General features: G+C 36.3%; 10 protein-coding genes. All 10 read left to right on the plus strand.

Features of this window, described 5'->3' with window-relative positions:
• The first annotated feature begins 46 nt into the window (after positions 1 to 46).
• Positions 47 to 1195, plus strand: a complete 1149-nt coding sequence (locus GCQ56_RS05000) for a thioredoxin domain-containing protein (protein WP_152733271.1) — start codon at positions 47 to 49, stop codon at positions 1193 to 1195.
• A 45-nt stretch (positions 1196 to 1240) separates the two neighbouring features.
• A complete protein-coding gene (locus GCQ56_RS05005) occupies positions 1241 to 2500 on the plus strand; it encodes a thioredoxin family protein (RefSeq protein ID WP_152733272.1) in 1260 nt (419 codons plus the stop codon).
• A gap of 100 nt (positions 2501 to 2600) precedes the next feature.
• Entirely contained in the window at positions 2601 to 3740 is a 1140-nt protein-coding gene (locus GCQ56_RS05010; protein ID WP_152733273.1) for a TlpA disulfide reductase family protein, read from the plus strand.
• Positions 3741 to 3830: 90 nt separating this feature from the next.
• A complete protein-coding gene (locus GCQ56_RS05015; RefSeq protein WP_152733274.1) occupies positions 3831 to 4349 on the plus strand; it encodes an SRPBCC family protein in 519 nt (172 codons plus the stop codon).
• A 151-nt stretch (positions 4350 to 4500) separates the two neighbouring features.
• Positions 4501 to 4971 carry a protein-disulfide reductase DsbD domain-containing protein gene (locus tag GCQ56_RS05020; protein ID WP_152733275.1) on the plus strand — a complete coding sequence of 157 codons (471 nt, stop codon included), beginning with the start codon at positions 4501 to 4503 and terminating at the stop codon, positions 4969 to 4971.
• A 523-nt stretch (positions 4972 to 5494) separates the two neighbouring features.
• The gene (locus GCQ56_RS05025; protein ID WP_152733276.1) at positions 5495 to 7489 is read left to right on the plus strand and encodes a thioredoxin family protein; all 1995 of its coding nucleotides are present in this window, start codon (positions 5495 to 5497) and stop codon (positions 7487 to 7489) included.
• A 358-nt stretch (positions 7490 to 7847) separates the two neighbouring features.
• Positions 7848 to 10667 (plus strand): pitrilysin family protein, encoded by a 2820-nt coding sequence (locus tag GCQ56_RS05030; RefSeq protein WP_152733277.1) that lies wholly within the window; start codon positions 7848 to 7850, stop codon positions 10665 to 10667.
• Between the two features lie 414 nt (positions 10668 to 11081).
• Positions 11082 to 12365, plus strand: a complete 1284-nt coding sequence (locus GCQ56_RS05035; RefSeq protein WP_227005991.1) for a serine dehydratase subunit alpha family protein — start codon at positions 11082 to 11084, stop codon at positions 12363 to 12365.
• A 23-nt stretch (positions 12366 to 12388) separates the two neighbouring features.
• Entirely contained in the window at positions 12389 to 13345 is a 957-nt protein-coding gene (trxB, locus tag GCQ56_RS05040; protein WP_152733278.1) for a thioredoxin-disulfide reductase, read from the plus strand.
• Positions 13346 to 13584: 239 nt separating this feature from the next.
• Positions 13585 to 14700, plus strand: a complete 1116-nt coding sequence (locus GCQ56_RS05045; RefSeq protein WP_152733279.1) for a PLP-dependent cysteine synthase family protein — start codon at positions 13585 to 13587, stop codon at positions 14698 to 14700.
• The last annotated feature ends 365 nt before the right edge of the window (positions 14701 to 15065 follow it).

Here is a 15065-nt window from a genome sequence, read left to right on the forward strand (position 1 = left end):
AGCACTTCCTAATGGTACTCCATTATATTCTCAAATTAAAATAGAAATGTATACAAAACTGACAACAGTTTTGCTTTTGTTACTATTTGTTGTTTCGAATAGTGCAATAGCAAAAGCATCTTCAAAAGAAGACAATAAAACAGGTATTTCTTTCAATCGTAACAGTTGGAGTGAAATTTTGGAAGAAGCAAAAACACAGGATAAACTCATCTTTGTAGATTGTTACACTACTTGGTGTGGTCCGTGCAAAATGATGGCTAAAACTGTATTTACAGATCAGGAAGTTGGTGATTATTTCAATCAAAAATTTGTGAATGTAAAGCTGGATATGGAAAAGGAACCAGGTATTGCCTTAAAAAGCAAATTTGGCATAAATGCATACCCAACATTACTAATAATTGATGCAGACGAAAATATTGTTCACAAACTGGTGGGAGCAATGTCTAAAGCTGAATTTTTAAGTTTCGCCAAGGAAGCAAATGGAACACATTCCTTATCTGCATTTCATAAAAGATATCAGGAAAAAGGAGTGTCGGATGCAGACTTTGTTTTTGAATACATAAAAAAGTTGGAGACGGCTGGAGAAAAATCAATTCTTACTAATGTAGTTGAGCGTTATTTCAAAAAAATAAACAAGAACGCTTTAGTGGAAAAGCAAAATTGGGATGTCTTAAATAAGTACGTTCATAGTATTCATAATGACGCTTTCCAATATCTGTTATCCAATAAGAAAAAGTTTGTGGACGCATATGGAGAAAAGGCAATTGAAGATAAGGTTTACTTCACCTTTTTAAGAGAGGGAAACGGTTTGTGTGACAAACAAGAGGATGGGAAATATAGTTTGAATCAGAATCGAAAAGAAAATTTTATCGCTGAACTGAATAAGAATGCGCTTAAGAATAAAAATAGAATTCTGGCTTATTCTGAAATAAGTACGGCAAGAACTACGGGAAACTGGTCAGTCTACATTGCCTCAATATCAAAATATTTAAAGGCGAATGTGATTGATAAAGGAGCTATGTCCTTGTACAATTATGCATTACCAATTGATAGAGCTGTTAGCGATATTGAGTTAAGAAAAGAAGCTGCTAAATGGTGCGAATTGGGAATAAAGATTGAAGGTTTAAGTGAAGGATACATCAACGTATTCAAGAACTTACAAAAGCAATTAAACACAGTTCGAAAAGATCAATAATCATTGATTAATAGGGATAATTAACTGATATAACCAAAGAACCAAATGAATAGAATAATCAAGTTAGTAGCATTTGTACTTATTGGCATTTGTATTGAGGGTAATGTAAATGCGCAGAATTGGTCTGTTGAATTTGAGCATACCGCTTGGAAAAAAGTGCTAAAAAAGGCAAAGAAAGAAAAGAAGCTGATATTTGTTGACTGCTATACCTCCTGGTGTGGACCATGTAAAATGATGGCAAAAGACGTCTTTACTCAAGATCATGTAGCTGACTATTTCAACGAAAATTTTGTCAATTTTAAAATTGATATGGAAAAAGGAGAAGGTCCCGATCTAAAGCCAGGCTGGAAGATTAATGCTTATCCTACTTTCCTTGTAATTAATGTTGAAGGAGAAGTTATTCATAGAGTGGTTGGAGCTTATGGAGCGGATGAATTTATCAATTACATAAAGGATGCACAGACCGAGGATAAGAATTTTGCCGCTTTGAAAAAGGCTTATGCTGATGGCAAACGCAATGGTGAATTTATGTTTTCGTATTTACGTGCTTTGCGATTGGCGAATCTTTCTAAGGAAGAATCCCGAAAAGCCAATAAGTACATATCAAGTCTTCCTAAAGAAGATTTATTGAAGAAGGAAAATTGGAACATCATTAAATATTTCATGAAGAACCCTCTAACTGATGAATTTCGATTTGTAGTTAAAAACAGAGATCAATTTGCCAAAATGCTTGGAGAAAAGGAGATTGATGAGAAGATATACAACACCTATAGTAAGAAAATAGAATCCTTTGCCTATTTCTATCCAGGCAATGGAAGAGAATACGATAAAGCTGGATTTGACGGAATGATTCAGGATTTACAAGCTGCAGATTTTTCTAGAAACAAGGAGTTGATAGCACTTGCGCTTAAGAATGAATATTCCAGACAGAACGATTGGAGTAAGTTTGCTAGCGTTATTGATGCAGCAATGGATTTTGCCTTGTTAAAGAACTACGAAAAAGAGTTCGCTTATTATGATTCAGCAGCAGCAATGATTGCTAAAGCGTCAAAAGATAAAGAAATGTTGGAAAGAGCGCTTCGATGGGCAACTTATGCTGCAGAAAATGAAGAGAGAGTAGAACACAAATCTGGATATTTCGCAACCAAGGCAAATTTGCTTGAACTTGTGGGAAATGCCGAAGATGCAAAAACTGCAAAGTTGGAATCCGAAAAAGCAGATATGGCTGCTGAGAAAGCTGGTACTAAAATAATTTCTATTCCTGCATTTAAAATGGGTGGAATGAAACCAGCGAAGAAGAAATAGGAGACTTCAAACTGCAGATTTATTGTAGTGTTATTAAGGCAATAAGAGCCTGATTAAATTTTTAAAGAAATTATTCAATAAACATTATATAATTAAAAAGATGAGAACAATATTAATCGCACTAATTAGTGTATTGTTATTTAGCTGTGTACAACAGCCAGCAAATAATGTAATCACAATTAAAGGGAATGTGAAGTTTCCAGATAATACTTTTAAAATGCAGATTATCAAACGATCTGGTTTTGATAAGCAAATTATCGATTCGGTAGAACTAAATGCTGATAACAACTATGAGTTTAAAATGAAAGTTGATAAGCCGGGTGTTTATACTTTGGATTGTCAAAAATGGCAATCGGTTCAATTCTGGGCAGAAGATGAGGATCTTGAAATCGATTTTCGAGGACAGGATACGGCGAAAATAAAAATTAAAAACCCACCATTTGTTTACATTAATGGAGGTAAGAATAATGAAGTAATGAACTTGTTAAATTTCAATTATTATCGCTCTTACCAAGGCATGATTGCAGCCGGAAAAATTATGTATCAGGCTTCATTATCAGACAGTAAAGATTGGAAAGAAAGTGCTGCTGAGGGGTATAACAGAAACTATGTACAAAGCGACGCCTACATGCGTTATGTTGCTGAGCATTATGCCGATCGTAATTCAATTATTACTGTATTAAGTTCATTAAGAAAAGAGAGTGATAAAGAGCTAAAAGAGAAAATATTAAAAACTCTGGAAGCGAAAAATCCAAATTATCAGCCATTGTTAGATTATAAGAAAGCACTAGCTGAAGCCAAGGCTGCAAAAGAGAAAATGCAGGTAGGAAAAGTAGCTCCTGATTTCTCATTTCCAACTAAAAAGGGAGATAAGAATTACGGACCAAAGGATTTTCGTGGAAAGTATGTAATTATTGATTTTTGGGCATCATGGTGTGGTCCTTGTCGTCAGGAGATCCCTCATTTAAAAGAAGAGTACGAAAAGTATCATGATAAAGGCTTGGAAATGTTAAGCGTTTCTTTGGATAAGAGCAAGAATGCCTGGATGAAAGCAATGCGCAAGGAGAAAATGCCTTGGGCACAAGTGTGTGCTCCTAATGCAGGAAAAGACATTATGAAAGAGTATCAATTTTCGGGAATTCCTTTTATTATTTTATTGGATAAAGAAGGTAAGATAGTGGCTAAGAACTTAAGAGGAGAAAAGATGTCTGAGGTTTTGAAAGAATTATTTGAAAAATAAGCTTTTAAAGATTGTTCAATTAAAATATTAAAAGGGGAAGTCCCAATTACCTCTTGGTGGTTGGGACTTTTCACAGAATAAATTTAAAATATGAAAAAATATTTGATTTTAGTAGTGGCTCTATTGTCTATAAATATTGGCACATCTGTAGCACAGAGTGCCATGACCGCAGCTACAAAAGTGCCACCGACACTTCAAAGAGAAGGTGTTATTAACGCCACTCCTGATGAAGTTTGGAAATTAATTTCTGTATTGGATAAAGTAAATGAATACAATTCAGAATTGGTTCAATCGGTAGAAAAAGAAGGAGATGGTTATGAAGCATACCGTTTGGTAAAAATGACAGATGGAACCGAACGAGGAGAAGAGATTACTGTTTTTGCAAAATCGAGTAAACGAATTTGTTTTAGATCAGAAGATTCTCAATACCCGGTAGAGTACTATGTGGTGAATTACTACATAAAACCTTCGGGTAAAAATAAATGTAAGTTAAGTTTGGAGTGTTATTTCAAGGTTAATAAAGGTGCTCCTAAAACTAAAACCTACAAGGCAATTGGCAAGGAACTTTCTACAACAATTAAGGGATTACAAAATTATTTTTCAAAATAAACCGATTTTTTAAATAAATATGATGCATGTTTTCACCCTAAAGTGCAATTAACTTGTCTTTATAGTATAGACATATAAGTTGAATTATCATGATATTCTGGATATGGCTCAATTATTGGCTTAAATAGCTGTAAACTAAAATTATAAACGTATGAAAAGTAAGATTACCGTGTTGTTTGCTCTTTTATTATTGGGAAGTACAGTTTCATTTGCTCAAATATTAAAACCAGCAAAGTGGAATTCTGAATTGTCGAAGAAAGAGATTAAGGTGGGTGATGAGATTGAAATTATTTTTAAAGCTACAATTGATAAAAGCTGGCATTTGTATTCTAACGATTTTGACCCAGAATTGGGACCAATATTAATAGAATTTGACTTTGAAGAGGATGCAAGTTATGTGAGAATTGGTAAAGTAAAACCAATGAATGCAGTAAAGCATTACGACAAAATTTGGGAAGGCGATGTAAGTTATTTCGAGAATACTGCTGAAATGCGTCAAAAAATAAAAGTGAAAAGTTTGCCCTTACATATCGAAGGAACATTTGATTTTCAGACATGTTCAGACAAAAGTGGACAATGTGTAATGGGTGATGATGAATTTGAATTCAATTATCCTAACTAACATTTTACAATAGTGAATTTCTTTGCTTCATTTCTTACTATGATATAAAATGAAACTTGGTTTGGACAAGGTGACATCTTATTCCTGAATGGTTCAGGTAATTGAAATGTAAGAACCCCTCAGTTAAATACTGAGGGGTTTCTTTTTGCTTGTTTTGAATAATGCAGATCTTATTGCTATCAATCAGCACTTAATTAAGAGAAAAATGACAAAAAAATAAATTTAATTTCAAGATCAATTTTTATCTAATCTAGATTGTATTAAAAAGTATTGATTGTAGGTTATCAGATTGTTTAGTCTTATCATGATAAACAAAATAATAAGATAAATGATAATAATTAGCATTGTAAATGCCTTATCCTGAACAAATATTAGTAAGAATTTTCCATTTTCTTTTCACCCTATTCTTCTTTTTGCTTGTCTATAAGGCAAAGGTTAAAACCTAAAAAAATCAAACTAAATCAACCCAACAAGTTGGACTCGTAATAATAGGGACGTTTCCAATAAATAAAAAGACTGAAAAATGAGAGGTAAAAGTACAATCCTTGCCATTTTATTAATGGTGTTTAGCGGACTATCTTTTGGACAGGTAATTGAACCAGCCAAATGGAAAGTTGAATTCTCAAAGAAAGATGTTAAAGTCGGTGATCAAATAGATCTTGTTTTTAAAGTAACAATTGATAAAGACTGGCATGTTTATTCCAACGATTTCGATCCTGAATTGGGACCCATAGTAATTACTTTCGATTTCCAGGCTAACTCAAGTTACGAAAGAATAGGTGAAGTAAAACCAATGAATGCACACAAACATTACGATAAAATCTGGGAAGGTGATGTAAGTTACTTCGAAAATGAAGGAGAGATGCGTCAAAGTATTAAAGTGAAAGAATTGCCATTAAAAGTAAAGGGGACTTTCGAATATCAAACCTGTTCAGATGTTACCGGACAGTGTGTGATGGGAGATGATGAGTTTAGTTTACAACTTGGTAATACTGATGAAAAAACTGCAATTGCGCCAATTTCCAGTTCTGACAATAAAGCCAAAGGTGATACTAAAGGGCTTTGGGCAATTTTTATTGCAGCCTTTCTTGGTGGATTAATTGCAATTGTTACTCCATGTGTATTTCCAATGATTCCAATGACAGTTAGTTATTTCATGCACAGTGGAGGTGGCAATAAGGCTAAAGGTAGAATGAATGCATTCTTTTATGGTTTTTCTATCATCGCAATTTATACAGTTGTTGGTACAATATTGGCAGTGGTCATGGGACCTGATTTTGCTAATTTTTTAAGTACACATTGGTTTCCTAATATATTATTCTTTGTCATCTTCGTTGTATTTGCTTTCTCATTCTTTGGAATGTTTGAAATTACAATGCCAAGCTGGATGGTAAACAAATCTGTTGCAAATGAAGACAAAGGTGGTTTTATGGGCTCATTTTTTATGGCTTTCACCTTGGTGTTGGTTTCATTCTCATGTACTGGTCCAATTGTAGGATCAATCCTGGTAGCTTCAGCCGGAGGAGAAGTATTGATGCCAATTATCGGAATGTTAGGATTCTCATTGGCGTTTGCTCTGCCATTTACCTTGTTTGCAATCTTCCCGGGATGGTTAAACAATCTTCCTAAGTCGGGTGGTTGGTTAAACTCGGTAAAAGTTGTATTAGGATTCCTGGAGTTGGCATTGGGTTTAAAATTCTTAAGTGTTGCCGACCAGACCTACCATTGGGGTATTCTGGATAGAGAAGTATATCTGGCAATTTGGATTGTGATCTTCACATTATTGGGACTTTATCTATTAGGAAAACTAATGTTCTCTCACGATAGTCCGGTTAAAACCGTAAGTGTACCACGATTAATGTTAGCCATCGCTTCATTCTCATTTGTTGTGTATATGATTCCGGGAATGTTTGGAGCTCCTTTAAAAATGCTATCCGGATTTACTCCTCCTCAAGCAACTCACGATTTCGATATAAATCAGATTGTAAGAGCGAATTCGGGTGGTAGTTCGGTGCAAAAAAGAGTACATGAGGCAAAATATGCGGATTTCTTGCACCTTCCGCATGGATTGTATGGTTATTTCGATTATGAAGAAGCATTGGCTGCATCAAAAAAAGAGAACAAACCATTATTTATCGATTTTACAGGACATGGTTGTGTAAACTGTCGTGAGATGGAATCCAATGTATGGTCAGATCCTCAGGTTTTAAAAAGATTACAGGAGGACTTTATTGTAGTTGCTCTTTATGTAGATGACAAAACAAAATTGCCAAAAGAAGATTGGTACGTATCTGAATACGATGGCAAGAAAAAGAAGACATTGGGAAAACAAAATGCCGATTTACAAATCCGTAAATACAATGTAAATGCACAGCCTTATTACTGTTTGTTAGATGCAAAAGGGAATGATTTAACAGAACCTACAGCTTATGATTTGGATGTCGAAAAATTCGTGAAGTTCCTGGATGAGGGAAAAAAGAATTTTAAGCAAAGTAGAACAGCTCAAATTCTTAAATAAATTTTAAAAACGATATAGGTAAGATGAATTAGTTAGTAAGTTTTCAGCTTGTGATTGAAAACATGGTTAGTGATTGTGGTCATGGATAACAGGGATAATTTCCTGTTATCCGACCAAACTTAAAGATTCATCCAATAAAATAGAACAAGAACAAATGCTAGTTAGTGGTTAAGAGCAGGGCTGTCAAGAAATTTAGCCCATATCTGATCTAACTCCCTGCTCTTCCTTTTACCCATAAAAACCAATTGCCTAAACCAATTCTTTTAGAAGCACTGTAGACGGAACTGCTTAAAAAGAAATAGAATCTCGGACTAAGAGTACTCTCGGAATGATTTTGAGATAACTAAAAAACAACAAAATGAAGAAATTTTTGACTCTACTCGTAATGAGTACAATTTTGTTCTCTGGACTTCGTTCGCAGGCTCAAAACTCGACTACGATTCCTTTGAATCCAAATGTAAAGCATGGTACACTTTCTAACGGAATGACCTATTATATTCTTCACAATGAAGAACCCAAGGACAGAGCTAGTTTTTACTTTGTGCAAAATGTAGGAGCAATTTTAGAGGAGGATCCTCAAAACGGTTTGGCCCACTTTTTAGAGCATATGGCTTTTAATGGACTAAAAAATTTTCCAGGCAAAAACATGATCAATTATCTGGAGAAGAATGGGATTAAATTCGGACGAGATATTAATGCATATACGGCACAAGACGAAACGGTATACAATATCAGTAATATCCCAACAGGACGAGAAGGTCTTGTAGATTCTGCACTTCTTGTTCTTCACGATTGGTCGGGAGGCTTGTTATTGGAAGCAGAAGAAATTGAATCGGAACGTGGAGTGATTCACGAAGAGTGGAGAACTCGTCGTAATGTAAGAAAAAGATTGAGCGATCAGTCCAACCCTTTGGTATACAGTAACTCGAAATATGCAAAGCGTGATGTTATTGGTTCATTAGATGTAATTGATAATTTTGAACATCAGCAATTGCGTGATTATTACAAGAAATGGTACCGTCCCGATTTGCAGGCCGTTGTTGTTGTTGGCGATATTGATGCTGCAAAGATTGAGCAAAAAGTAAAGGCGCTTTTCTCAACAATCTTTATGCCTGAAAATGCTGCTGAAAGAGTATACTACACCATTGATGATACCCAAGAAGTAGGTCATGTTGTAGCTAAAGATAAAGAGGCACAATCAGTGTCGATTAACTGGATGTTTAGAAAACCTGTTGTTAACAACAAAGATGAAAAGTATGTAAGAGAAGGATATGCTCAGGGTATGTTCAATACTATGCTGAACAATCGCTTAAGAGAATTGATTCGTAAGCCGGAGTGTGCTTCTGTTGGAATGCAGGTTGGCAATTATGAAATGGCACGTACAAAAGCTGCGAATTATATGTGGATTTCTCCGAAACAGGATAGAGAACTTGAAGCATTTACTCAATTCATGACAGAATTCGAAAGAGTTCGTCGATATGGTTTTACCCCATCAGAATTGGAGCGTGTTAAACTCCAGTTCTTAAGAAGTATTGAATCTTATTATCAGAATAAGGATAAAGTTTCTAACGAAGAGTGGGCAAAAAACTTCCAGAAGCATTATTTAAGTGCAGAACCAGCCTCTTCAATTGAGTGGGATGTTGAGTTTGCACAAAAAACAATTCCTAGCATTACTCTTGATGAAGTAAATGCTATTCGAATTGAATATTCCAATATTAATAACAGTGTATTTTCTCTATCAGGACCAGACAAGGAAGAGATCAACTACCCAACAAAAGAGGAATTGCTTGCTGTGGTTGAGAAGGTAAAGAATTCAAATGTGGAAGCTTATGAAGATGAAGCCGGTGATGCTCCATTGGTATCGGCAAAACTGAATGAAAAGAAAATTCTTACTGAGTCATATGTTGAGGGGACCGATGCAAAGATTTACACACTTGAGAATGGAGCTAAAGTAGTAGTGCTTCCAACCGACTATAGCAAGGATGAAATTTTAGTTAACGCCTACAGTTTTGGTGGGAATTCTTTGTTGGAAAGAGAAGATTTAGAATCGGCAGATATTGCAGCAACGTTAGCTCAAATGTCGGGTGTTGGAGAATTTAATGCCATTCAGTTGCAAAAGAAGTTAACCGGAAAACTAGTGAACCTTTCTCCTCAATTGAAAACTTTCACCGAAGGTTTCTCAGGCTCTGCCTCGCCTAAAGATTTAGAGACGCTATTGCAATTGGTATACCTTCGTTTTGAAAATCCTCGTTTCGACGAAGAAGCACTGAAAGCAGGAATTGGAAGATGGAAAAACAATTTGGTGAATGCCAAAGCGGATAACGGCAAAGCATTTAAGGATACCATCGGACAGTTAAATGCGAATCATCACGAAAGAGCATTGATGTTTAATGAAGATTTCCTAAATAATGTAAGTTTCGATAAAGCCAAACGAATCTACCTGGAAAGATTGCAGGATGCCAGTGATTTTACTTTCTTGTTTGTAGGGAATATCGATGAGAAGAAAGATCTGCCATTGATTCGCAGATATATTGGAAATATTACTTCATCGTACAGAAAGGAAAACTGGGTGAATCACAACATTCGTCCTGCAAAAGGAGTTTCGAAAAGAGTGTTCGAAAGAAATATGCAAGTGCCTAAAACAACCGTTTACCTGGGGCTTAACAGTAAGCTGGATTACAATCTGGAAAACAGAATGTATGTTCGCGTAATTGCAGATCTTTTGTCGAAGAGGTATATGGAAACCATTCGTGAAGAAGAAGGCGGTAGCTATGGTGTTGGTGTTCGTCCATCAAGTAGCAAGCGTCCCTATGAGCATGCAAGTATCTCGATTAATTTCGATTGTAACCCTGAAAAGCAGGAGAGATTAAGAGAGATTGTTTTCGAAGAAATTGAGAAGCTGTCGAAGACTGCTTGTAATCAGGATGATTTGGACGAGGTCAAGAAAAATTACATTAAGAATCGTGCAGAAGCAGAAAAGAAAAATAATTTTTGGATGAGTGTAATCAAATTATCTTTAATGAATAAGGAAGCGATTGTAAGTACTGAAAAATACAATGAAATTGTAAATGCTATGGATGCAAAAAAGATTCAAAAATTTGCAAAGAAATTATTTAAAAGTAATGATTCTGTAGAGGTGGTTATGAACCCTAAAGAGTCAAATGTGAGTACCAAATAGTCTGTTTTGGTTTAGTTTTAAGATCGGCCGGAAGTAAGGAGCCGGCTGATCTGCTTTTTCATCTAACACAAATTAAGGAATTGATTATATTATGTTTCAATTATTCTTGAGTTCAAAGAATACAAAAACATATAAATAAAAATACTACCAGCGTAAGGATCAGTATGTCAGTATTTTAAGTAATCGATTGAACAGCCAAAATAACCGCGTTATATTAATTTGAATTCAAATCTACTTTTAAATAAAAATAAATTTTCACTTGATCGAGGCAGTAAGATAAAAGCGACTTACTTTGCATTTTTAAATCGCAGATTTAGGGGAAAGAATCAACTCATAAGATTCGTTTTGACCTTAATTTGAGATTACAAAAAACAAAAACAACAACAATAACAAAAACAGTTTTGAACCAAACCTATGATGAAAGAAATTTTCTTGCAAAAGCTGAAGGAGGAATTTGTCCCGGCTCTTGGATGTACCGAGCCTGTTGCTGTAGCCTTTGCAGCGGCAAAAGCCAGAGAAATATTAGCACTTCAACCCGAAAGAGTTGAGTTTCATGTAAGTGGAAATATTTTTAAAAATGGAATGGGAGTAGGAATCCCAGGATCAGGAATGGTCGGACTAAGCATTGCTGGTGCTTTAGGCGCTTTAGGAGGAAATCCAAATGCTGGTCTCGAAGTATTGGATGGTATCAATAATGATACTATGGAATTGGCAAAAACCTTTGTAGATGAAGGAAATGTGAAGACCGATGTGAAATACGATGTTCCAAAATTGTATATAGAGTGTATCTGTTACAATGGCGAAAATTCGGGTCGTGTAATCATACAGGATCGACATACCAATATTGTTTCTGAAGAGAGAAATGGTGAAGTTCTTTTTAATAAAGAAGCAGATTCAGAAAGTAAAAGTGGAACCGACTTTTCGCAATGGAGCTTTAGTAAAATCTACGAATTCGTAAATACTTTGGATGTTTCAGACATTACTTTTATCGAGAAAGGAATTGCCTTAAACAAGTCCATTGCCGAAGAAGGATTAAAAGGAAATTACGGACTTCAGGTTGGAAAATCAATGCTATTGAATATTAAGAAAGGATTGCTTTCCGAGGATTTAATGAACCGTTCCATCATGATGACTGCTGCTGCTTCCGACGCCAGAATGGCTGGTAGTTCAATGCCTGTGATGTCGAATTGTGGAAGTGGAAACCAGGGAATTAGCGTTACGCTACCGGTAGTTATTGCCGCTGAAGAATTAGAAGTAGAACATGAAAAACTACTTCGAGCTTTGGCATTGGCATTGTTGATCACCATTTACATGAAATCTTTTGTAGGTCAGTTATCAGCCCTTTGCGGCGTATTGCTTTCAACAGCGGGAGCTGCTTGTGGTATTACCTACATTATGGGAGGAACATTCCAGCAATTGGGAATGACCCTAAAGAACATGACGGGTAGTGTAACGGGAATGATTTGCGATGGAGCAAAGTACGGATGTTCGCACAAGATATCGGCAAGTGTAAGTGCTGCTATTCAATCTTCCTTACTGGCAATGAATCACAATTGTCTGAATGGGATGAATGGAATTATCGATGATGACGTAGAAGCTACAATTCGTAACATCGGACGTTTGGCAAATGAGGGAATGGAAGTTACTGATGAGGTAATTCTAAAAACAATGTTGGAAAAAATGAACAAAGTTTCATAATTGTAAGATTTAGAAGAAGAAAGATGGAAGTTAAAGAGAATACAATAGAGAAAGTAAAGTGTTTGATCATTGGATCAGGACCAGCGGGTTATACTGCGGGTATTTATGCATCGCGTGCAAATTTAAATCCTGTAATTATAGAAGGATTGCAACCAGGAGGTCAGCTTACAACAACTACCGAAATTGATAATTTCCCTGGATATCCGGAAGGAATTAGTGGTCCGGTAATGATGGGAGAGTTGAAGAAACAAGCAGAACGATTCGGCTGCGATTGTCGTTGGGGAATTGTTACAGAAGCCGATTTAGAGAAACGTCCATTCAAACTTAAGGTAGATGGAAAAACCGAAATTGAAGCTGAATCGGTAATCATAGCAACAGGTGCAACAGCTAAATATTTAGGACTGGAAAGTGAAGAGAAATACAAAGGTTCTGGTGTTTCTGCCTGTGCCACTTGCGATGGTTTCTTTTATCGTGGAAAAGATGTTGCAGTAGTTGGTGGTGGTGATACTGCCTGCGAAGAGGCATCTTATCTTGCCGGTCTTTGCAATAAGGTGTATTTGGTAGTTCGCAAGGATTTCTTGAGAGCATCGAAAGCCATGCAGGATAGAGTGATGAATACACCAAATATTGAGGTGCTATTCGAGCACAATACGAAGGAATTGACAGGAGAAAATGGAGTAGAAGGCTGTACTTTGATTAAGAAGGCAGGAACCCCTTCGGAGGAAGAGGTTAAAATTGCTATTGATGGCTTTTTCCTTGCAATTGGACACCATCCAAATTCAGATATTTTCAAAAACAATATTGATACAGATGATCAGGGATACATCAAGACTGTAGCAGGAACCCCCTTAACCAATGTAAAAGGAGTGTTTGCCTGTGGCGATGTACAAGATCCGAATTATCGTCAGGCGATTACTTCGGCAGCTTCTGGTTGTCAGGCAGCGATTGAGGCGGAAAGATATTTGGCTGAATTGAATTAAAGGCTGTAAATAAGCATACGCACATAACTTATATTGTCTTCCATACAAAATAAGGTGTAAGTTTCAGCAGGTAAGGCAGGCTCGTGGTTTCAGACATGTAACATTACAAATGAGTTTGCCTTATTTTTAGAATTGTTAAAGAGAATAGTGTCTGATACTCTCTAATATTGCAGTTAACCATACTAAATACAGAATTTGTAAAATACACAACGAGTACAACAACAACTAAACCTAACAAAATGATGATGAATACGCTAACCAAAAGAATTACCGGGATCTCTAGCCTGATTGGCAATACGCCTCTTCTGGGTATTGATTTCGAATACAAAGGCAGCAAGCGCACGATATATGCGAAGGCGGAATATTTGAACATGACCGGAAGCATTAAGGATAGAATGGCATTTCATATTCTGCAAAAAGCTTATCAAAGTGGTGTTCTGAAAGAAGGAGATCGAATTATCGAAGCAACCAGCGGTAATACAGGAATTGCCTTCTCGGGAATCGGACGGGCAATGGGACATCCCGTTACCATTTACATGCCCAATTGGATGAGCCAGGAACGTATCAACCTAATGCGTAGCTATGGCGCAGATATTAAATTGGTAAGCAAGGAAGAAGGAGGATTTTTGGGAAGTATTGATATGGCAAACCAATTGGCAGAATCAGATTCAAATACTTTTTTACCTCTGCAATTCTCGAACGGTGACAATTGCGAGGCACATTACAATACCACCGCACCCGAATTGTGGTGGCAGTTAAAATACCGCAACCTGATTCCTGATGCTTTTGTGGCAGGTGTGGGAACAGGAGGTACCGTAATGGGAGTGGGTAAATATCTGAAAGAGCAAAATCCTAAGATAAAGATTCATCCTTTAGAACCTTCAAATTCACCAACCATGTCTACCGGCCATAAGGTAGGAAAGCATAGAATTCAGGGAATATCCGATGAGTTTATTCCATCTATTGTTGAGCTGGAAAAGCTGGATGATATCGTAAGTGTAGATGATGGTGATGCAATTGTTATGGCACAGAAATTATCCTCAGTCTTAGGTCTTGGTGTAGGCATATCATCGGGAGCGAACTTTTTGGGCGCTCTTAAAGTTCAGGAAGAATTGGGTGCCGATGCTGTGGTGGTTACTGTATTTGCCGACGACAACAAAAAATATTTAAGTACCGATTTGATGAAGGAAGAACCATTGAAGGAAGACTTTATGGCCTCTGAAGTGAAACTCACAAAATTCCGTGCCTTAAAACGAGTATGCCATACCTGTTGTGATCCTACCGACTGTGTGGAAGGAAATTATCACGATGCCTACGAAATGGTGAAACTTCCTTATTGCCCACGCAGGAATTAATAAACATTTAAACCCATATACTTATCGATTTCACCCTATCTCTAATTGGATAGGGTGTTTTATTTATATCGGGCGCCGTCAATCGGGCGCGATTCGGGGAATAAAAGTTGATTTGGAAATGCGAGCAGTATCCGATTGACTTGATTCTTTTAAGCTTTGTAAGGGAACGGCATTTTTTTTAAAGATTTTTCGTTTAACGAAAGCTTTAGAAAGATCGGGAAGCTAAGAACTTGTTCGCAGATCGTTAGTTTGTATACTATAGATTAATAAGAGCATAATAAACTAGAATTAGTAATTTACTCTTGGAATAAAAGCTCCATCTGCTACGTTAACCTTGGTTCGAAGATAGGTGAAACCTATGGGTG

Source organism: Marinifilum sp. N1E240, assembly GCF_009295825.1.
GTDB classification, from domain to species: domain Bacteria; phylum Bacteroidota; class Bacteroidia; order Bacteroidales; family Marinifilaceae; genus Marinifilum_A; species Marinifilum_A sediminis.